We start from the raw sequence: 21,335 nt of genomic DNA on the forward strand, positions 1-21,335 counted from the left end.
CGGCGTGACCGCGTTCGATGGTGCCGAAGGCGACGACTCGCCCTTCACGTTCACGGCCTTCACCGTGAACGTATACGTCGTGCCGTTCGCGAGACCTGTCACAGCGACGGCGATCTTGCCGTCTGTCGCCGTACCTTCGCTTTCGAACGTCTTCTCTTCCGCGCCGTTGGACCACGCGGTCACCTTGTAGCCCGTGATCGGCTTGCCGCCGTCGTTCGTTGGCGCGGTAAACGTCACCGTCGCCGATGCATCGCCCGCCGATGCACTGACCCCGGTCGGTGCATCCGGCACCGTAGACGTATCCGGCGCCGCCGGCGTGACCGCGTTCGATGGTGCCGAAGGCGACGACTCGCCCTTCACGTTCACGGCCTTCACCGTGAACGTATACGCTGTGCCGTTCGCGAGACCCGTCACAGCGACGGTGATCTTGCCTTCAGCCGCCGTGCCTGCGCTCTCGACCGTCTTCTCTTCCACGCCGTTCGACCACGCCGTCACCTTGTAACCCGTGATTGGCTTGCCGCCATCGTTCGAAGGCGCCGTGAACGTCACCGTCGCCGATGCATCGCCTGCAGACGCGTTGACCCCGGTCGGCGCATCCGGCACCGTAGACGTATCCGGCTCGACCGGCGCCGCCGGCGTCACCGCGTTCGACGGTTCCGAAGGCGACGACTCGCCGTACTCCGTCTTCGCCTTCACGGTAAACGTGTAGGTGTGCCCGTTCGTCAGGTTCAAAACGGTGACCGGGCTCGAATCGCCGGTCGCCTGGCCGGCTTCCACGCCGTCGTCCCAAGCGGTGACCTCGTACAATGCCTGTGTACCTCCATACAGTTGTCCGGGGTCAAAGCTGATCTCCGCCTCGCCGTTACCGGCAACCGCGGTCACCTCGGTCGGCGCATCGGGCGCGCCATAAGGCACGACGGGGGCGGCTGGGGCAAAGTCTGACCAACCTATGTCATTTCCGGCTGCCACCTCGACCGTATAGGTAACGCCCTTTTCCAGTCGGCCAATCGTTCCCGAACGTTTGTCCGGAGCGAGCGTTCTGGCAGAAACCTCCACGCCATCCTTCACCGCGCGAATTCGATAAGCCACGATCGGCGTGCCTCCGTCCGTCTCCGGCGCTTCGAACGTGACTGTGGCGTTTCCATTGCCCGGCACTGCTGTCACGTTGCGCGGAAGCCCCGGCTTGCCTAGCGGGACGACCGGCTCCGTCAAGTCCGATTCGGCGGACCAGCCGTTCGCGTTCAACGCCTTGGCGGAGAATTTGTAGGCGGTCCCGTTCGTCAGCCCGGTAACGATAGCAGGCTGAAAATTACCTTCGCCGTCAGGGTCCAGATAAAGGTCCTTTATATACCCGCCGCTCTCGTCATAAACGGTGATCAGATAGCGCGTGACCTTCGCCCCGTTGTCCCAGCCGGGCAGCACATCCACGGTCGCGCCGCCGTCCAGCCGATTGGCCGCAACAAGGGGCGGCTCCGGCTTGCCGCTCGCCACCGCCCGCGCCGACGGCAGCGAGTAATCCGACAAGCCCACGGCGTTTTTCGCCTGCACTTTAAACGTGTACGCATACCCATTGGACAGCCCGGTGACGACAATCGGACTTCCTTCGCCATCCACGGTCTTCAAGATCCGGTCATTCTGATCGGGGAGCATGACCGTCACGACATACCCGGTAACCGTGCTTCCGCCGTCGTCGCCCGGCAGGAATTGGATCTCCGCCTGCTTGTCTCCGACATGCACGACACTTAACGCCGGCGCCTCGGGTGCCGTTGAAGCCGCGGTATCGAAGCGCCAATCCTGGTCATCGACGTAGCCCGCAAAGGGATTCCCCGCCAGATCCTCGAACGCGCCCGGATCGACGAGCACATAGACGGTTGACTGGACAGGCAGCCGGCCCGACAAGTTTATCGTCGCTGTTACACCGTCGATCGCAGCCTCGGATGCATCCACCTCGGCGAACAGCGTGTCGGGGCCGCTCCCGTTGTTGACATAGACCCGAATCGATTTCCCTTCGACGGACCTAACCGCTTCGTCGAAGGTCAGCTTCAGTGCGTCGGCCGCTTTGGCGTCCTCGCTGCCGTCCGCAGGCAGCGTGCCGACGATCGACGGCGGCGTCGTATCCATGTATCCGGTGACGCGGAGCTTGTTGTCTGCCGATACATAGGCTACGTAAGGCGTCCCGTCCGGACCGACGGCGACCGACAACGGCATATACCAGGTATAGTCCTTCAGCGACAGCGCGCCTAAGTCCGGCCATGCCGAGCCGTCCCACTTGACGACATGCACGTTTCCTCCGGGATTGCGCGTATCCCTGTACGCGACGACGGGCCTTCCGTCCGTCGGGTCGACATCCATCGCGCCGAAGAATCCCGCGAATTGGCCGATCTGGCTCCACCCTTCGGCTTGCGTCCATTTCCATACGTAGTTTTTGTCGTCGATGCCGTTGCCTCCGTTGTAGTACAAATACAATTTGCCTTGTGGAGCCGGCTTCAACGTGTAGTAATTTCCGCTGATGTAAGTAGATAGTCCGGTTGAGCTCCACGGCTCGTTCGCTCCGCGGGACTTGACGACCGGCTCGTAGGATCCGCTGGCGCGGTTGCCATAGACCACGAACGTCCGGTCGGACTGATCGATCGCGATCGCCGGCCGGAAGGCTTGGCCCGATAGGACTTCGGGATCGCTCCAGACGCCGTCTTCCATTTTTCGCACGGTCGCGACCTCGTCGTTGTTCTTGTCGCTGTAGACGATGCTGACGCCCCGCTGCGAATCGACCGCGATTCCGGGGGGCACATCGGAGGCGCCTTGCGGGATCGTTCCGCCGAGCTTCTGCCAGACGCCGTCGCTATCCGGCGACGCGACGGCAATCTTGTTGCCGTCGGCGCGATCCTCGTATGCGATATAAGCCCTGCCCCTGGACGTGACGAACAGATCATAATCCCATACATTTTCAAGCGCATACGTATCTTCGCTATCAAGCTCCCAGCTCCCTCCAGCCAGTTGATATGCCGCCAAGCCGTTGCCGGACGTCAAATATGTCAGGTACGGCCCGCGTTCTGAAGCGGCCAGCTTGTAGCTCCGCGGGGAATCGACGGGCAACGCGCCGCCGACGTCCTGCCACGCTCGGCCGGTCGAGGCGGCGGCCTTCTCCGCCGCCCCCCATCCTGCCGCAGGCTGCAGGAGCAGCGCGAGCGCAAGGCCCGCGAGCAGCGGCCGGAATCTCTTCTTACCTTTCATCAACCGATCTCTCCTCTTCCTCGGATTCGGAATTTTGTCTGCATCTGTCGAAGATAGCAGCAGCCGCTCACAAATCGCTCCCAAAGAAGCGGGAGTTTTGCCATAATAGCGTTGAGAGCGTTTTGAGAGCGCGAGCCTATAAACTAGCGGTAGACGAGAGCCGGCGGAGGCGAGGACGGGATGACGGTGGGACGAGAGACGGCAGTCGCGGGAAAGAGAATCTTCTATATAACGCCGGGAATGACGATCATTCCGCTGCTGTCTTTTGCCATATTGACCTGGATGTATCAATTCACGGTGCCGAACCGGGATGCGCCCAAGGCCGTCCGCGGGACGATCGACCTGAGCGGCTGGAATCTGGGCGCGCGGGGGCTCGTCAACCTTGACGGCGAATGGGCTTATTACGCGGATCGGCTGCTGACGCCCGACGACCTGGCAGGTGTTTCCGCAGCCCCTTCTAATGCCTACATCCGCATTCCGAACGCCTGGGGAGGCGGCAAGGCGCCGGATGCGGCAAGCGGTGCGCGGCTTGGCACTTACAGGCTGAAGGTGCTGCTGGGCGGAACGGAGAGCGGGTACGGCATTCGGGTATCCAACGTGAACGGGGCGCACCGGCTGTACGTGAACGGTGAACTCGTCGGCAGCGGAGGCGTTCCTTCCGCGGATACGGAGACGTATGTGCCGGGCAACAAGCCGTACACGACGTTTATTCGGACCGAGGCGCGCGAGCTGGACGTGGTGCTGCAGGTGGCGAACGACAGCCATACGTCCAAAGGCGGCTTCGATGACATGCAGCTCGGCCTGCAGGACGCGATGCAATTCAAAGGCCATATCCAGTTCGCCGTGGAGTTTTCGGGTCTTTTTATCCTTCTATTATTCGCAGGTTACCATCTGAACATCTATGCGCTTCGGCCGCAGGACAGGGCTTATCTGTACAGCGCGCTTTACTTTCTCACACTGCTCGCCCTGATCGTGATGGACGGGGATAAACTGGCGCTTCAGCTGTTCCCCGGCTTCTCCTATGAAGCATCGCGCAAAATCTACAGCGTCGGCGGCTTTGGCAACATCGTCGTGCTCGGTTTGTTCCTCCATTCCCTGGACCGCAGACTGCTGCCGCGAAGACAGCTGGCGATCGCATCGGCGCCCCTTGCGCTCACGATCCTCGCGGCGCTCGTACTGCCCTCGAGCTTATTTTCCTACGCCGGCAACTGGCCGTGGAACTACGTTTTGCTGCTCGTATCCTACTATCTGTACCGGACAATACGGCATCTTTTCCGCAAAAACGGACAATTGGACCGCAAGGAGACCGCCCTGCTCGCCGGCATGATCCTCTCCATCGTCGCGATCGACGTGTCCGGTCTGCTCTACTCGCTCGGCATGCTGGAGACGGACCTCGTTCGCCGCATCTCCTTTCTCTCGGTCATCTCGTTTATGAACGCGCTGCTCGCGCTTCGACTCGTCCATGCGACCAGCCGCACCGAGCAGTTGACGGAGCAGTTGATTCTGCGGGACAAGCTCAAGGACGAATTTCTGGCCCAGACTTCGCACGAGCTGAAGTCGCCGCTGCACGGCATCCAGAACATGACCGCCTACTTGCTGGACGGCAAGGCGGGCGTGCTCACGGACCGACAGCGGGGCGAGCTCTCGCTGATCCAGGATACGTCGACGAAGCTCGCAAGCCTCGTGAACGATCTGGTCGACGTCGTGAAGCTTAAGCATGGCGACTTCCAGCTAAAAAAGACCGTGCTCGATCTTCGCGTCGCCGCGCGCACGGCGCATCAGGTGCTGGAGTACGAGCTCGCCGGCAAGGATGTCCGTTGGGAAAATGCCATTCCGCCGGGCACCTGCGTGTTGGCCGACGAGAACCGGGTGCGCCAGGTGCTGTACAACCTGATCCACAATGCGATCAAGCACACGCGGCAGGGCCGCATCGAGATCGGCGCAGCCGCCGAAGGCGATCTTGTGAAAGTGTGGGTGGAGGATACGGGCGTCGGCATTCCGAAGGAGAACCACGAGGCGATCTTCGGATACTTCGAGCAGGGAGAGCCGATGCCGAGTCACGACGGCTACACCGGCATGGGGCTCGGCCTGCATATCAGCCGCCAGCTCGTCGAACGCATGGGCGGAGCGATCGGCGTGGAGCGGTCGGCCCCCGGACAGGGTACGCGGATGGCGTTTACGCTGCCGGCCGCCGCTGCTCCGCAGGGGACGGACGGCACAACGATCGAGGCGGCTGCCGCCTCGGAGCCGATCGTTCGCTTCGCGCCGGCCACACTCGATCTGGTTGACGGCGGGCGGACGCAGACCGTGCTCGTCGTCGACGACGAGCCGTCCAACGTCAGGGTGCTGCTCAACCTGCTCGGCGAGCAATACAACGTGCTCGCCGCGCTCTCCGCAAGCGAAGCGCTAACCAAGCTGGAGCGGGCGGATCGGGTGGACCTGATGATACTCGACGTCATGATGCCGGAAATGTCGGGGCTCGAGCTCTGCCGGATCGTCCGGGAGCGGTTCCCGGCGATGGAGCTGCCCGTTCTGTTCGCGACCGCGAAGGATTCCCTGCACGATATCGAGCTTTGCTTCCGCGCGGGCGGCAACGACTTTATCGCCAAGCCCTTCGATCCGCGCACGCTGGCGGCGCGCGTACGTACGCTGCTGTCCATGAAGCAGTCGATGGACCAGGCGCTGCGCAGCGAGATCGCCTTTCTGCAGGCGCAGATCAAGCCGCACTTTTTGTACAATGCGATCAGCAGCATCGTCTCTTTCTGCTACACGGACGGCGAAAAAGCGGCCCACCTCCTCTCGATGCTGAGCCGCTATCTGCGCATCGTGTTCCAGCGGGACCAGCGGACGGCGGACGTTCCGCTCGGCATCGAGCTGGAGCTGATCGGCGCCTACGTCGAGATCGAGCGGGCCCGTTTCGGAGAGCGTCTGAACTTCCGGCTCCTGTGCGATCCCGGGCTCGAGACGGTGATGATCCCGTCGCTTGCAATCCAGCCGTTCGTGGAGAACGCCATCCGGCACGGCTTGTTCGACAAGGACGGTCCCGGAACGGTGACGCTCTCGATCACGGACGGCGACGGCTATATCCGTTGCGAGATCGCGGACGACGGCGTCGGCATGGCGGACGACCTGCTGTACCGGCTTCGCACGGGCGACGCCCCGGAGGGCGCGGGCATCGGCATCGCGAACGTCCGTCGGCGCTTGGCCGCTATAGCGGGCACGAGCCTGCTGATCGAATCGAAGCTCGAGCAAGGAACGACGGTCACTATGTTTTTGCCGAAAAGAGGAGAGGATAGCCGATGATACGCGTCATCGTCGTCGAAGACGAAAAACCGACGCTGGAGCTGATGACCTTGCTCATCGGCCGCCATCCCAAACTGGAGCTTGTCGGCGCTTATACGAGCCCGTTCGAAGCGCTCGAGCGCTTCGCCGAGACGAGGCCGGACGCCGCGTTCCTCGACGTCGAGATGCCCAAAATGGGCGGCATCGAGCTGGCGGAAAAGCTCAAGGCGATCGACGGGGAGCTGCAGGTCGCCTTTACGACGGCTTATCCGGCTTATGCGGTCGAGGCCTTCCGGGTCAGCGCCGTCGATTATTTGCTGAAGCCGGTGACGCCGGACGCCCTGGCGCGTGTGGCCCTTCGCTTCGGACGCCATCAGGAGATGCGTTCGGCGCTGAAGCCCACAGCTCCCTCGGGGACTGCCCCGCTCGTGCGCTGTCTCGGCACGTTCGAAACGCGTTGTGCGGACGGAAGCCCGATGAACTGGCCAACCCGCAAAACGGAGGAGCTGTTCGCCTACCTGCTCGCTTATCCCGACCGGCTGCACGGGAAATGGCAGTTGGCCGATTTGCTCTGGCCCGAGCTGGACGAGGAGCGTGCGCTGCACAATTTGCACAATACCGTCTACCGGCTCAAAAAATCGCTCAAGAGCGCCGGCGTCGACATCGAGCTCGCCCACGGCAATCAGGGCTACCGCTTCCGTACGCCGGCCGGGCTGTCGGATCTTCAGCTGCTGAGAGAATATGGCGGGAATCCGCCCGATGAGGCTGCCGCGGATCGGGAAGCGCGCGACCGGCTGCTCCTGCTGTGCAAAGGAGAATTGTTCGCCGGCAAGGACTACGCCTGGAGCGCGGGCCTCGCCGTCGAGGTTGCCTCGCAGCAGGCGGCGCTGACGCGCTTGATCGCGGCCAGATTGCGGACGAGCGATCCTTCGCTGGCCAAGTCGCTCCTGTTCGCCTACCTGTCCGAGTCTCCGCTCGACGAAGAAGTGAACGAAGCGCTGCTCACGCTGTTGGCGGAGCTTGGGGAGACGGTACTCTTCCACCGGCACTATGCGCAATACGCAGAAAGGCTCGACGCCGAGTTGGACGCCGAGCCGTCGGTCGCGCTGCGGAAGCTTGCCGCGAGAATGAATGGTTAGTGATTCATGCCGCCTTCGGGCGGCTTTTATTTTGTCCCGGCGGCGGCCTCCCGCACCGCTTCGGTCATCTTGTCGCCGCCCTCCGCGTGCCAGCGCTGCGCGTAATCGTCGAACGCCGACAGCGGCAGCTCTCCCGTGATGATTTTCGCGTACGTCTCCATCTCGAGGCTCAGCAGGTTCGCCCACATCGTCGCGAGCGACGGCGGCGGATCCGCGAAGAAGCTCTCGACCTTGACCGTCTCCGCCCGCCCGACGCTGCCCCACTGCTGATAGGCGGTCGAGCCGCTCCAGGCATCCAGGTTTTTGCGCGGATACTCCCGCTCGGTCAGCGAATCGTCGTACAGCCGCTTCGTCTCCTGGTCCAGCTGCCCGGGATCGAGCTCGCCGGCCAGCGCCCTGGTCAAACGGTCGTGCCGCTGGGCGATCGCGTCCGGATAGTCGAGCAGCAGGTCGAACGGATAATAATTGCGGAGCTGGGTATCGAGCTGCTCAGTGGCCGCCAGCAAGCTCTTGGCGCCCGGGTCCTGATTGCGCTCGATCCGCGTGAACACGTTCAGCAGCTTGAGCGCGGCTTCGGGATGCTCGTAGCCTTTGCGGACGACCAGGTAACGGTCGGTGACCGGCGATTCGCTCACGTTGAATCGCCCGTTCACGTCCAAAGGTACCGCGTACACCCGCCAATCCGCCTTCGTATCCTGCGAGATCGACTTCGACAACGGATAATAGGGCGCCCACCACGGTCCGAAAAAGATGCCCGTCTTGTTGTCCGCTACCAGATCCTGAGAATCCTGCCGAAGCATGAACTGCCGGTCCAGCACGCCTTCCTTGTACCACCCGGCGAGCAGCTTGAGCGTCTCCTTGGCCTCGCGCTGCACCGACCCGTACACGGGCCGGCCGTCCGAGCCCGCGATCCATTTGCGCGGGTAGGCGCCGAAGGCCGCGAAGACGGCGTTCAGCCCGTTGTTGCCGGTTTTCTCCCCGTAGACCATCCCGCGATCCACCGGGATGCCGACCGTATCCGCATTGGCGTCGCCATCCGGATCGATATGGCGGAACGCCTTCGCGATCCTCGCAATGTCGTCCAGCGTCTTCGGCGCCGCAAGGCCCAGCTTGGCCAGCCAGTCCTGGCGCACCCACAGGTAAGTCGGCGCATCCGCCTCGATCGCAACGTTGGGAAGCCCGTAGAGGCGCCCGTCGATCGACGCCTCCTGCAGCGCCTTGCCGCCGGTCGCGTCGTAGATCGACTTGACGAGCGCGGACGCGTACCGGCTGTACGTCTCCGTAAGGTCGGCCAGCTCGCCGGCCTGCTTCAATTCCCGGAACTGCTGCCGGTCGACGACGAAGGCGTCGGGCAGATCGCCGCTGCGGATGGCGTAGTTCATCGTGGACGCATACTGCACGCCGCTAGGCGTCTCCCAAGCGTACTTGATCGAGATGCCCGTCTGCAGGGCGAGATACCGGCTGACGAAGTTGTTCTCGCTCGTATCCCCCTCGGGCAGGGCGATATCCGAATATTGATGCGGAATGCGCAGCGTGACCGGCGTATCGTACTTGGCGAACGCCTGCCTGTCTGCCGGATCGACGCTCGCGCTCGCGTCGTCCTTGGCCTTGCCGCCGCCATCCCCGCCGAAGCAGGCGGTCAACGACAGCAGGCAAGCCGCCAGCGTGCAAGCAAGCTTAGATGCGGCGGCGTTCACGGCATGCCTACTTCGTGCCGGAGCTCCTGCCCCGCGCTTCGGTATTCGGACGGAAGCAGCCCCGTACGGTCGCGGAAGAGGCGGCTGAAATACTTGTCGTCCTCGAAGCCGACCCGGCCCGCGATGTCGCGAATGGGCAAGTCCGTCCCGACGAGCAGCGCCTTCGCGGCCGAAAGCCGAAGCTTGCGGAGCGCGTCCCCGAACGCTTCGCCGGACGCGAACTTCTTGAAGCACTGGCTGAAGTAGCTGCGGCTCATGCCGATGCGGCGCGCCACCTCGTCCTGATTCAGATCGCGGCCCGCGTTGCTCTTCATATAAAGCACGGCGCGGATCAGGCTGCCGAACACCTCGCGGGACAGCGACAGCTCGGCGAGACGCTGCTGAGTAAGATGCGCCGCCGCGGACAGCCAGCTTTTCCACTGCTTCCAATCGTGCAGCGTCTCCGGATCCCCAAGAACGTCAGCCAGCCCGTCCTCGTCTCCCGCTCCGCCGCGCCACCCCAGGTACGGCGCCCATTCCGCCGCGAGCGATCGGAGCCAGTCCTGCAGGCGCGCCGGGTCGACCTGCCACTGTTCGACTTGCAGGGCGAACTTGCGCCAGTCCTCGCCGTACAGCAGCCAACGGCACTCGGACCATTCCGCGAACGCCGCGTCGAGCTCGGCCGACGTCGGACCCGCGTCGGCCTTGAGCTCGCTCAGCGCGATCGCGCGTTCGGCGGCGTCGCCGCTCCCGCGGTAGAACAGGTGAACCGGCAGCCGCTCCGCGATCGCGCGCTCCGCCTCCCGCGCCGAGACGCGGTCGTCCCCGCCCGCCGTCACGAGCGCCGCGTGCCATCTGCCGGCGACATGCGCCGGCAGCTCGCGCAGCCAGGCCTCGGCCTGATCGGCTTGCGCGGACCAGATCCACAGACCGCCACCTACGCGGCGCGGCTTGCCCTCAAGCGCCAGGCTTGAAGGCGGCGTATCGTCTCTCGCCGCACGTCCTTTGGGCGCCAGCACCATGGCCGCCTCGAACGGCCGCTGCGCGCCGCCGGCCATCTGGCGCCGCTCCCATTCGAACCGCTTCACGATGCGCTGCAGCGTCTCGTCCACGTTGCTCTTGTTGAGCAGCGTCTTGACGATGTAGTCGATCGCGCCGATCCGAAGCGCCTCCTGCACATAATCGAATTCGTGGTAGCAGGTGAGGATGACCGCCTTCGTCTTCGGATATCGGCTCCGGGCCTGGTCGATCAGCTCGAAGCCCGACATGCCGGGCATGCCGATATCGACGAACATCATGTCGACCTCGCGCTCGCCGAGCAGCGCCAGCGCGGAGGCCCCGTCCTTCGCCTCGCCGACGATGGAGATGCCGTACGCGGACCAGTCCGCCAGCGCGATAAATCCACGACGCACCCTTTTCTCGTCGTCAACGACCAGCGCTTTGATCATAGAGCTCCACCTCGCTTCGAATCGGTATGTGTACGGACAGCATCGTGCCTTCTCCCGGCACGCTGCGGATGCGCAGCAGATCGCCGCTGCCGTAATAGCTCTCGAGCAGCCGCTTGACGTATTTGAGTCCGATGCCCATCCCTACGCGGGAAGCGCCCTCGTCCTCAAGCAGTCCGGCAAGCGTCTCTTCGCTCATGCCGGGTCCGTTGTCCGTGACCCGGAGCGTCAGCATGCCCGGCACGTCCGGATCCCGCTCGACGACGACGCGGATCTCACCGCCTTCCTCGCTCTGCCCGTGATAGATCGCGTTTCCCACGAGCGGCTGCAGCAGGAAGCGCGGCATCGCGATCGACTCCGTGCCCGGCTCCGCGTCGATGCCGAAGGTCAGCTCGTCCTCGTAGCGATAGCTCTGCAGCTCGATATAATGGCGCAGCGCCTCGAGCTCCTGGCCGACGGTAACGATCAAGCTGTTTTTTCCCATATTGTATTGAAGCACCTGGACGAGCAGCGTCACGATCCGGTCGATCTCCTCCTGGCCGCCCGCTCTGGCGACCCATTGAACCGTGTTCAGCGTATTGTGGAGAAAATGCGGATTGATCTGGCTCAGCAGCTTTTCCGTCTCCAGCTGATACTTCGCCCGCTCGTTGTGTCCGATCTCGACGATCAAGCCGTTGACCGTCGTCTTCATGTCCTGGAAGCTGCCGAGGAGCTGGTCGAACTCCTCCACCTGCATATACTGAACCGGCGCCTCCCGGTCCCGGGTCATGCGGACGATCTCGCGGTTCACCTTGCGGATGGACCCGTAGACCTTGCGCCAGACGAGCATCGCGAGCACGATCGCGAGTCCGAACGCGAAGGCGAACAGCAGCGCCAGCCGCCGGAACCAGTCGTTGATCTCCCGGTTGAATTCGTTTTTGCTGACGGCCGTCATGAGCTTCCAGCCCTGCGGGCTCTCATAGCCGAACAGGTAGTAGCCGCGATACGGTCCGCCGTCCGAAGCCGCGATCTCTTCGTAGCGCAGCTGCCCGGGATCGAGCGGCGGCTCGCCGTCGTCCGCGAACAGCGCGTCGCCCTCTTCGTCGAATACGTAATGCGACACCTTCATGCCGTACAGCGCGCTGTTCAGAATCTTGCGGAAGAGATTGTAGTTCGACTCCAGATAAATGTAAACCGGCGTCTGCTGCTCCGTGCGCACGACGCGCAGGGACGAGATGACCGTATTGTCGCTGTTCTTGTACTGCGTCCGGTGCGGTCCGTGGAAGACGGCCCCTTTATACTTCACAAACGGCGGCAGGTCCTCGATCGAGAAGCCGCTTATGACAGGCAGGTTGTTGAAAAGCACCGGCTCCGCGGCTTTCGGCATGTAGTACACGGTAAGCCCCACGTTCGGACTCGTGAAGTTGACCAGGTTCAGGCTGTCCTCAATATCCTGCTTGATCTCTGCTTTATCATAGGTCTGGCTCGTCTTCAGATAACGGTTGACCAGCTCGGCCAGCCGCCCGTCCAGCGCGAATTGCTTGGAGACGAAGTCCAGGTCGTTCAGCATGTTCTCCATCCCCGTCGCCTCCTGCTTGAGGCTCGCGTCGATGCCGCTGCGGATCTTGCCGGTCAGGATGGAGTGAAGCGACGAATACGTGTACGCGGAAAACAGGATCGGCGGGAACAGGCAGGCGATCAGCAGGTAGATGACGAGCGTGCGCCTCAGCGTGCCGGACTTGAAGGGATGAGGCATCTTCAAATATCGTGACAGAAACAGTTGCGTGCATCCCCTCTCGTTGCGCCGGGCTCGTTGTGTCAGGCCTACCGCCCCTGTATACGCTTTCTATTTTAACAAATAACGCGGATTCCCGACAGCGGAAGCCGTTTCCTCGCCGCGATGCCCGAAAAGCTTATCGCCCTCCCCTAACAAGGGCGGCGATAAGCTTCAGACTGCTGCTGTGGCTTCAAATCCTTACTTGGCGCGATATTCGAATACCTTTTCGTTTTGCGATTTGTTCCAGTTGTAGACGTCGTCGTAGCCGAGGCCCTTGGCTTTCGAGATCATTTCCTTTTTCAGCTTGTCGAACTCGGCCTCGTTTTTCGCGAATACCATCTTCCAGGAATACTGCTTGATGACCTGCGACACCTGTCCCTGCTTCTGCGACAGCTCGTCGGAGATGACCTCCGGCGCCGTGCCGGTGAAGATTTGCTTGTTGACCGCGATCATGTCGTTTTTCTGCAAATAATCCTTGGCACTCGTCGCGCCGCCCATCGCGGCCCGCCAGCTCTCCTCCAGCTTGTTGGGCGTCTGGGCGAGCGTCGACGTCCACAGCGTGTAATCGTAGGGATCGCCGGTCTCCGGATTGATCGTCGTCAGCTTGAACGTCGTGTTGTTGATCTGGTTCATGCCGTCCTTCCAGGTACCGCCGCCGAACTCGTCGGGCACCGCCGTCGGGTTGGACGGGAGCGCCTGCTGGCCGAATTCAGTCAGCGTCGGCTTGCCGCCTTCGAGCTTCCATGCGAGGCCTTCCGGACCGTAGTTGGCGACCATCGTCCCCTCGGGGCTGTACATCCAGTCGAGGAATTCGAGCACGCGCTCCGGGTGCTTGGCCTTGGCGCCGATCGCCCAGATGCGGTTGCCGCCGTAAGGATTGTTACCGTAAGAGAACGTGCGCTCCTCCTCGAACGGCACAAGCGCGAAGCCCTTGCCTGCGGCGAGACGCTCAGGCGTATTGTACGTATTCAGCCACGGGAACCAGGTGAACAGCAGCTGGCCGTCAGTCATCTTGTTGACGACGTCGTCGAACTTTTGCGTCATCGAATCCGGATCGACGAGCCCCATTTGATTGGCGTCGAAGTACAGCTTCAAGCCGCGCATATAGAAGCCGTCTTCGTCGAGCACGCCCTGCACTTCGTTTTTGTCGGCCGAGATGAGCGTGAATCCGCCGGGATTGAAGCCGTCTCCCTCGTCGAAGCCGTTCAGCCCCGCCCAAGCCTTGGTGTTCATCATCATGTTGCCGTCCCAGTCCTGCCACATCGAGAAGGCGTACGTCGGACGACCGGAATCGCTCTTGGGCTCCAGCTCCTGCATCTTCTTGAGCACGGGGAGGTAATCCTCCATCTTGACGATCTTCGGACTGCCGGCCTTCACGTAGAGATCGTAGCGCAGGTTCGGGTTGTAGGTCATGTCCTTGCCTTCCGAAGGGCCGTCTCCCTCGCCGACGTCGAAGCCGACGCCGTATACTTTAGAGCCGCCGCCGAAGTTGACCTTATTTTTCTCGATCGCCTTCGGCGCATACTTGATCAAGTTCTGGCCGTACTTGTCGAGTAGGCCGTCCTGCGTCCAGTCAAGCAGCATGCCCGCCTTGATCGCGTCCTGGTACTTCTGGCCGTCGTCGCCGAATACAACGAGGTCGCCGAGGTTGCCCGCCGACATCATCGCGGAAAACTTCACGTCGCCGCCGCCCTCGAGGTTCGAGGAGATGATGTTGAGGTCGAGGTTGAACTTGTCCTTGACGACCTTGGCGAACCAGCCCTGCTGCTCGCCCGAGAAGTTGGACAGCATCGAAAACACGTCGATCTTGTAGGCGTCGCGCTGCGGCGCGCTGGATCCGGAAGCGCTTGCAGAAGCGCCGGACGATGCCGAGCCGGACGGCGCGGCGGTCGGCGAAGCGTTGTTGTTGTTGCCGCCGGAGCAGGCTGCAAGGCTGGCTGCGAGCAGCACGGCGACGGATGCGGTTAGCGCTTTTTTCTTTTTCATCTGAACCACGGGGTAGTCCTCCCTTTGATAGATAGCTATTGGTCGTTCGGACGAACATGGAGCGGTCTGCGGTCTGTCGTTCCGGTCACATCGCGGGCTCCGGACTCACCTCCTTAAAATGAACCCGCCGGAGCGTCGAGCCGTCGTTCGGACTCAGCCCTTGACTGCGCCGATCATGATGCCTTTGACGAAAAACCGCTGGAAGAAAGGATATACGAACAGGATCGGAATGACGACGATCATCGAGACGGTTGTGCGGATCGAGGTGGCCGTCTGCATCTTGGACAAGTCGACGTTGGCTGCGCCCCCGCTGCTGCGGATGATGGCTGCGAGCGAGTTGGACTCGTTCAAATACTTGTAGAGCACGAACTGGAGCGTGTAATACTTCTGGTCGGTCATGAGGAACACAGTGTCGATAAAGGAGTTCCATTGCGTCACAGCGGAGAAGATGGCGATGGTGGCGGCGATCGGCATGATGAGCGGCAGAATAATGCGGAAGAACAGCGTCATCGTCCCTGCGCCGTCCATCTCTGCCGACTCCTGAAGCACCTCCGGCAGCGACTCGACGAACGTTTTGACCAGGATCACGTAGAACGGCGAGACGATCATCGGCAAGATGTATGCCATGAAGTTGTTCGTCATGTGCAGCTTCAGCATGATGACGTACCACGGAATGATGCCCGCGTTGAAGTACATCGTGATCATGATGAACCGGTACCAGAACGTGCGGGCCCACATCTTGCGCTTGGTGAAAATGTAGCCGAGAAACGCGGAGCCTGCGACCGTCGCCAGCGTCCCGATAACCGTGCGTCCGACGGAGACGATGGCGGCCTGCGACAGGCCTTTAAGCTTCAGCACCTGAAGGTAGTTGTTGAAGTGAATCTCCTTCGGGTACCACATGACGAGCCCTCTCGAGCTGAGGTCGTTGCTGCTGATCGTGTTGATGAACAGGTAGTAGAACGGGAACAGGCACAGCAGCGTGAAGATGGCGAAGAACAGGTAGTTAAATGTGTGAAACACTTTATCGCCGGTCGAACTGCGGATCTTCAAGTTCGGCTCCTCCTTTGCTTAGATGATCGATTCGCCGCGGACCCACTTCGACAGCCGGTTGGCGAAGAACAGCAGCGCGATGCTGATGATCGACTTCAGCATGCTGACGGCCGTCGCGAACGAGAAATTGGTGCCGAGCATGCCCGTGTTGTAAACGTAGAGGTCGAGCACTTCGATGTGGTCCTTGTTGATCGGGTTTTGAAAAACGAAGTATTGCTCCATCCCATTGTTGATGAAGTTGGCGATCGAGAGCAGCAGCAGCACGAAGTACGTCGGCATGATGCCCGGCACTGTGATGTTCCACATTTGGCGGAAGCGGCCCGCGCCGTCGACCTTCGCGGCATCGTACTGCTCCTGGTCGATGCCGGTGATAGCGGCGATGTACATGATCGCGCCCCAGCCGAGCCCTTTCCAGGTGGCCCATAGGATCATGGCGAGCCAGGTATGGCTGTCGTTCGCCAGGTAGTTGAAGCCGCGGTCCTGGAAGCCGAGCTCGATCATGAGCTTGTTGATGAGTCCGTTATCCACGTTAAACATCATGAAGGCGATTGCATAAACGAGCACCCAGCTGATGAAGTTCGGCAGCGTCGTCAGGATCTGTACCGTCTTCTTGAAGCGCATCGACCGGATCTCCGACAGCAGGATCGCGAAGGCGACCGGCAGCACCGAGGTCAGAATGCCAAGGGCGCTCATGGCGACGGTGTTTTTCATGACCCGCAGCACTTCTTGCGTCTGCGTGGGGTTGGCGAAGATCGAGCGGAACCACTGCAGGCCGACGAACGGCGTGTCGCTCAGCTTGAAGCCGGGACGATAGTTGTAAAGCGAGTAAATCCAGCCGTACAGCGGCATATAGCTGAACACGAATACGAGCACAAGGAAAGGAAGCGCATACAAAAACAATCGGTAACGTTCCGTAATGCCGCGTCTTCGCGAGACTGGCTGAGCGACGGTCTGAGGATGCGGCGAGGTGCCGGCAGCCGAATTCATAAAATTCCTCCTTCTGGGGTGGCAAGGCGCCGCCTGCGGCTTCAGCCTTGACGGCCGACTGGCTTGCGAGGGAACGAAGTGGCGCAGCGTCTCGCGAATGGCCGGAAATCGTTTTCCATTCGTCGGCTGCCGGAGCCTTTCCCTCTCTTCTACACTTCTTATTGTAGCTAGCGCAGCCAATGTAAGGGGATACAAAACGGTTTTAGCGTTTGTGACAGCTGTCGCGAGACATCGAACGAAATTCTGCCGACTGTAAACGAATTTCTAACCCCGCCCATACGTTTGCCTAGTCGCTCCTCGATTCCGGTTATGTAGATATCCGTTTTTCCGCCGTTTTAACGGTATCCCCTTTGTTCAGGATGGAATTCTGTATACGGTCGGCGCCCCCTCTTTCCCATATCCCTCGCGCGCGTAAAATTGGCCAGATGCCGCGTATAAGGAGGCGGTTTGCGGGTGCGGTAGCGGAACTTTTTTCCTTTATGGCGGGTGAATGGCGGTTTGCGGGTGCGGTAGCGGAACTTTTTTCGTTATGGCGAACAGAAGGTGACGCAAGCAGCAGGCGGATGCAAAGAGGCACCCCCCTCCGCGAATCGGCGAAGATATGGGTGCCGGCAATCCTTTAAACTAAGCGGCGCGTTTGCGGTCGGACGGCAGCAGCATGGCCAGGAAGCCGACGACCGGCAGGATGCCGATCGTGCGCATGACCTCGGACATGCCGTAGACGTCGGCGGCTTTGCCGAGCACGACTGCGCCGATGGCGCCCATGCCGAAGGCGAGGCCGGTCGTGAGGCCGGAGGCCATGCCGACTTTGGTCGGCAGCAGGTGCTGCGCGTAGACGACGGCGACCGAGAAGCCGGACAACAGGATGAAGCCCATGATCGCGATGACCGGATAGACGGCCCACAGCGGCACGTACGGCAGTGCGAGCGAAAACGGCAAGGCGCCGACGATCGAGAGCACGATCATTTTTTTCAGCCCGATCCGGTCCGCCATGACGCCGCCGAAGAAGGTGCCCGCCACGCCCGTAGCGAGGAACAGGAACAGCGGGATCTGCGCGGACGACTTGGATAAACCGTAGTGATCGATCAGGTAAAACTGGTAAAACCCGCTGATCCCCGAGTGGTACCAGGAACGGCCGAAGACGATGAAGACGAGCAGCGTCATGGCGAACAGCGCGCGCGGATGGTTCGTCAGCTCGGCGACGGCTCCCCCGCCCGCCTTGCGCTTGGCGCTCGCCGCGGCGCTTCGTTCTTTCCAGGCGGTCAGTTGCTTCTTGTACCACGGCGTCAGCCACATCAAGGCGGCGATGGCGAATGCCGCGAACAGCGTCCCCCAGATCGCGCCGTGCTGACCGAACGGGATAAAGATCGCCGCTGCCATGAGCGGCGCGAGCGAGCTGCCTGCATTGCCGCCGACCTGGTAGATCGATTGGGCGAGCCCCCGCTTGCCGCCCGCTGCGAAGTAGACGACGCGCGAACCTTCAGGGTGGAAGATGGACGAGCCGAGACCGATGAACATGACCGCTAGCAGCACGCTCCAGAATGCCGGCGCGAAGGCGATGCCGACCATGCCGACGAGGCTGAGGCACATCCCGAGCGGCAGCAGGTAAGGCCGTGCGGTCTTGTCCGTATAGGAACCGACGACCGGCTGCATGACGGATGACGTCATATTGAGCGCGAACGTGATCCAGCCCACCTGGGCGAACGAGAGGCTGAGCGACTTTTCGAGGACGGTGAACATCGCCGGGACGACCGCTTGCATCGAATCGTTCATCATATGAACGAAGCTGATGCAGAGCAGCACGGGCATGACGGCGAGCGAGGCGTCGCGGGCGCTGCCCGGCTCGGCGCGCGTCGATGCGGTGGATGCCATGAATGATTCCTTCTTTCGGGATTTTCCGTTTGATGAGATTAAAGTTTAGGAGCCGCAGCCCGCGAAGTCAAGCGAACAATATCGATCGGGGCCATCGGAATAACGCATTTTGAACGGACACGCTTCATTATAAGAGCAGCCTTCCTGGCCGATAAGAGCAGTCATTCTGGCTGCATCCGAGGGATTGCCGCCGTCGGAAGCGGACATATTGACTAATGTGGCGCTCCTGCGTGTTTGTCTGCGGGGACGTCCTTTATGATTGCGACACCGGGAGGTTTGGCATATCGTGCACAAGCAAGTGATTCGCGATTGGGTGATGCTCGCCGTCTTCGTGACGGCTGCGGTGGCATGGCTGCTGCTGCACCGCGGACCCGCGCAAGCCGGACAAAGCAGCGAAGCGCCCGTCCGGGGGGAACAAACGAACGAAGCCGCCGTCCGAAGCGTCTCCCTCTCGGCCCGTCCCGCGGCGCCCAAGCTTTTGGCCATGGCACCGGATTTTTCGTTGGAAGACCTGGGCGGCGTCACGCATTCGTTGTCCGACTATCGGGGCAAACCCGTCGTCCTGAACTTCTGGGCTTCATGGTGCGGCCCTTGCAAAGAAGAAGCTGCGGCACTCGTCAAGACGGAGGCGCGTTATAAAGAGCAAGCGACCGTCGTTGCCGTCAACCTAACGGCCTCCGACGACGAAGCCGCCGCGAGAACCTTCGCTACGGAGCAAAGGTTCTCGTTCCCCGTGTTGCTCGACAGGCTGGGCACCGTCGGAGAGCTCTACCGCATTCGGCCGATTCCGACGACGCTGTTCATCGATGCGCAAGGCGTCGTCGCGGACGAAGCGCTCGGCGCGCTCGACGAGGAAGCGTTCGCGCTGCGGCTCGAGGCGCTGCTCAAGCCGACGGGAAAAGGTTAGTCCGATAGGATCGCCCAGCACCGACGCCGCAACGGTCTTGCAACCTGTCCCCCGGCGGGTTAATAATGAAGGATAATGATCGCCGGGGAGGCATGCGATATGGAGCAATATCGGGCTTTGGTAGCGAGATCAAGCGGCGAAGAGGTGCTTGCCTCGGTCGAACGATTGGAAATGCCATCTTTGCAGGACGGCTTTGTGCGCATTCGGGTCGCGTACTCCAGCGTGAACTATAAGGATGCGCTCGCGGCCAGCCCGCGCGGCAACGTCGTCAAGCGCTATCCGCATGTGCCGGGCATCGACCTTGCCGGCACGGTCGCGGCTTCGAAGGACGCACGATTCCGCGAAGGCGACCCGGTGCTCGTCACCGGCTACGGCCTCGGCGTATCCGCGGACGGCGGCTATGCCGAGCTGGCGCAGGTGCCGGCCGACTGGGTCGTCCCTCTGCCTGCAGGCCTTACGGCGCGGGAGGCGATGGCGTTCGGCACGGCGGGCTTCACCGCCGCGCTGTCGGTGCTGCGATTGGGGGCGGCCGGCCTCGCGCCCGGACAAGGTCCCGTGCTGGTGACAGGCGCGCCCGGCGGCGTCGGCAGCATCGCGGTCTCGATGCTGGCCGGCCTCGGCTACGAGGTGGCGGCCAGCTCGCGCAAGGCCGACGCCGAGGCGCAGGCCTTTCTGCGCGGGCTTGGCGCGAGCGAGCTCCTGCCGCCGGAGGCGCTGCGCATGCCGGAGGGCAAGGCGATCGCGCGCGAGCGCTGGGCCGGCGTCGTGGATCCGGTCGGAGGCCCAGCGCTGCGGGACGTGCTCGGTAACGTCCGCTACGGGGGCGGCGTCGCGCTGAGCGGGTTCACGGGCGGCGCGGATTTCACCGCGAACGTCTACCCGTTCATCCTGCGCGGCGTGAAGCTGCTCGGCATCGATTCGGTGCTCTGCCCGATGCCTGAACGGCTGCGCGTCTGGGAACGCATGGCCGGCGATCTCAAACCGGCCGGACTGCTGGACGCGATCGCGAGCGAAGCGACGCTCGAACAGCTGCCGGACGCGCTCCGCGCCATCCTGCGCGGCGAGATGCGCGGCCGCGTCATCGCGAAGCTGTGACCGCAGGCACGACGAAAAAAGAAAAGCCGCGCGCGAAATCGATCCGTGTCCGGCTTTCCTTTTTTATATGATGAGTCTATCGTTCGTCCGCGAACTTGAAGCTGCGCGCCAGATAGATGACCGGCGTCGACGCGGCGGAGATGACAAACTTGAGCACGTAGGTCGTGATCGCGATCTCCCACCAGACGTCCCAGGGATACAGGCCGATAAAAGCGATCGAGCTGAAAATGAGCGTATCGACGAGCTGGCTGAGCCCCGTGCTGCCGTTGTTGCGGATCCACAGCTGGGACCGGTTCGGATAGGCGACCTTCAGCCGGCTGAAAATGCGAACGTCCAGGAACTGGCTGACGAAGTACGCGCACAGGCTGCCGAGCACGATTCGCGGCGTCGTGCCGAAGATGGTCTGCAGCGCGTCTTGGCTGAAGTCCTCTGCGCCGGACTTGAAGTGAAGCACCATCTGCATAATGATCAGCGACATAATCATCGTGAAAAAGCCGAACCAGACCGCCTTCCGCGCTTCCTTTTCCCCGTACTTCTCGTTTAGCAGGTCGGTGGTGAGGTAGATCGTGGCGTAAATGGTGTTGCCGAGCGTCATGACGATGCCGAAAATCTCGATCGTCTTGACGACCTGGATGTTCGCGAGCAGCGTCGCCGCGCCGATCCAGGTGTACAGCCCGTTCTTGCCGAACAGGCGGTAGCAGACGAGGAACAGCGCGAAGTTGACCGCGACGAATCCCACGCCCCAGAGCAGGTTGAACATATGGACTTCCTCCTAGTTTTGATGACGCGGGAGGTCTCGAACCGCGGCTCCGTGTCCCGGAGCAATGCCTACCATTATAGCACAGCGACACGAGCCCGCCAGCTAAAAAATCCGGCTGCCGGGGATGCCCTAAGGCATTCTCGACAGCC

Annotated in this window: 13 protein-coding genes; 4 read left to right on the forward strand and 9 right to left on the reverse strand. The window is 62.0% G+C overall.

The genetic code is table 11. From position 1 onward, the window contains the following. Positions 1-3,231, reverse strand: a 3,231-nt coding sequence (locus KVT38_RS06020) for a fibronectin type III domain-containing protein (protein ID WP_217592791.1), incomplete at its 3' end; no start/stop codon positions are given. A 180-nt stretch (positions 3,232-3,411) separates the two neighbouring features. Here KVT38_RS06020 and KVT38_RS06025 point away from each other — a divergent pair. Both KVT38_RS06025 and KVT38_RS06030 read left to right on the forward strand, forming a co-directional pair. Further along, a complete protein-coding gene (locus KVT38_RS06025; protein ID WP_217592792.1) occupies positions 3,412-6,534 on the forward strand; it encodes a hybrid sensor histidine kinase/response regulator in 3,123 nt (1,040 codons plus the stop codon). Beyond that, the gene (locus tag KVT38_RS06030) at positions 6,531-7,652 is read left to right on the forward strand and encodes a response regulator (RefSeq protein ID WP_217592793.1); all 1,122 of its coding nucleotides are present in this window, start codon (positions 6,531-6,533) and stop codon (positions 7,650-7,652) included. The genes KVT38_RS06025 and KVT38_RS06030 overlap by 4 nt, the downstream gene beginning before the upstream one ends. A 26-nt stretch (positions 7,653-7,678) precedes the next feature. On the opposite strand, the gene KVT38_RS06035 is transcribed toward KVT38_RS06030, so the two are convergent. The 7 genes from KVT38_RS06035 to KVT38_RS06065 form a co-directional block, all read right to left on the reverse strand. Next, positions 7,679-9,349 carry a type 2 periplasmic-binding domain-containing protein gene (locus KVT38_RS06035; protein WP_217592794.1) on the reverse strand — a complete coding sequence of 557 codons (1,671 nt, stop codon included), beginning with the start codon at positions 9,347-9,349 and terminating at the stop codon, positions 7,679-7,681. Further along, positions 9,346-10,776, reverse strand: coding sequence for a response regulator transcription factor (locus tag KVT38_RS06040; RefSeq protein WP_217592795.1), 1,431 nt, complete (start codon positions 10,774-10,776; stop codon positions 9,346-9,348). Before KVT38_RS06040 ends, KVT38_RS06035 begins: the two co-directional genes overlap by 4 nt. Then, the gene (locus tag KVT38_RS06045) at positions 10,754-12,508 is read right to left on the reverse strand and encodes a sensor histidine kinase (RefSeq protein ID WP_217592796.1); all 1,755 of its coding nucleotides are present in this window, start codon (positions 12,506-12,508) and stop codon (positions 10,754-10,756) included. Before KVT38_RS06045 ends, KVT38_RS06040 begins: the two co-directional genes overlap by 23 nt. Positions 12,509-12,727: 219 nt before the next feature. Further along, positions 12,728-14,515 carry a type 2 periplasmic-binding domain-containing protein gene (locus tag KVT38_RS06050; protein WP_217592892.1) on the reverse strand — a complete coding sequence of 596 codons (1,788 nt, stop codon included), beginning with the start codon at positions 14,513-14,515 and terminating at the stop codon, positions 12,728-12,730. A 153-nt stretch (positions 14,516-14,668) separates the two neighbouring features. Next, the gene (locus tag KVT38_RS06055; RefSeq protein WP_254639036.1) at positions 14,669-15,565 is read right to left on the reverse strand and encodes a carbohydrate ABC transporter permease; all 897 of its coding nucleotides are present in this window, start codon (positions 15,563-15,565) and stop codon (positions 14,669-14,671) included. 18 nt (positions 15,566-15,583) lie between these two features. Continuing rightward, on the reverse strand, positions 15,584-16,552 hold the full coding sequence (locus KVT38_RS06060; protein ID WP_217592797.1) for an ABC transporter permease: 969 nt from the start codon (positions 16,550-16,552) through the stop codon (positions 15,584-15,586). Positions 16,553-17,176: 624 nt separating this feature from the next. Further along, positions 17,177-18,424, reverse strand: coding sequence for an MFS transporter (locus KVT38_RS06065; protein WP_217592798.1), 1,248 nt, complete (start codon positions 18,422-18,424; stop codon positions 17,177-17,179). 286 nt (positions 18,425-18,710) lie between these two features. Here KVT38_RS06065 and KVT38_RS06070 point away from each other — a divergent pair, with 286 nt between their 5' ends. Then, a complete protein-coding gene (locus KVT38_RS06070) occupies positions 18,711-19,331 on the forward strand; it encodes a peroxiredoxin family protein (RefSeq protein WP_217592799.1) in 621 nt (206 codons plus the stop codon). A gap of 99 nt (positions 19,332-19,430) precedes the next feature. Then, on the forward strand, positions 19,431-20,426 hold the full coding sequence (locus KVT38_RS06075; protein ID WP_217592800.1) for an acrylyl-CoA reductase family protein: 996 nt from the start codon (positions 19,431-19,433) through the stop codon (positions 20,424-20,426). A 76-nt stretch (positions 20,427-20,502) separates the two neighbouring features. Here KVT38_RS06075 and KVT38_RS06080 read toward each other — a convergent pair whose 3' ends face one another. Then, positions 20,503-21,186: a queuosine precursor transporter gene (locus KVT38_RS06080; protein ID WP_217592801.1), complete on the reverse strand. Its 684-nt coding sequence runs from the start codon at positions 21,184-21,186 to the stop codon at positions 20,503-20,505. Between the last annotated feature and the right edge of the window lie 149 nt (positions 21,187-21,335).

The sequence above is a fragment of the Cohnella sp. GbtcB17 genome (assembly GCF_019091135.1).
Lineage (GTDB): Bacteria > Bacillota > Bacilli > Paenibacillales > Paenibacillaceae > Cohnella.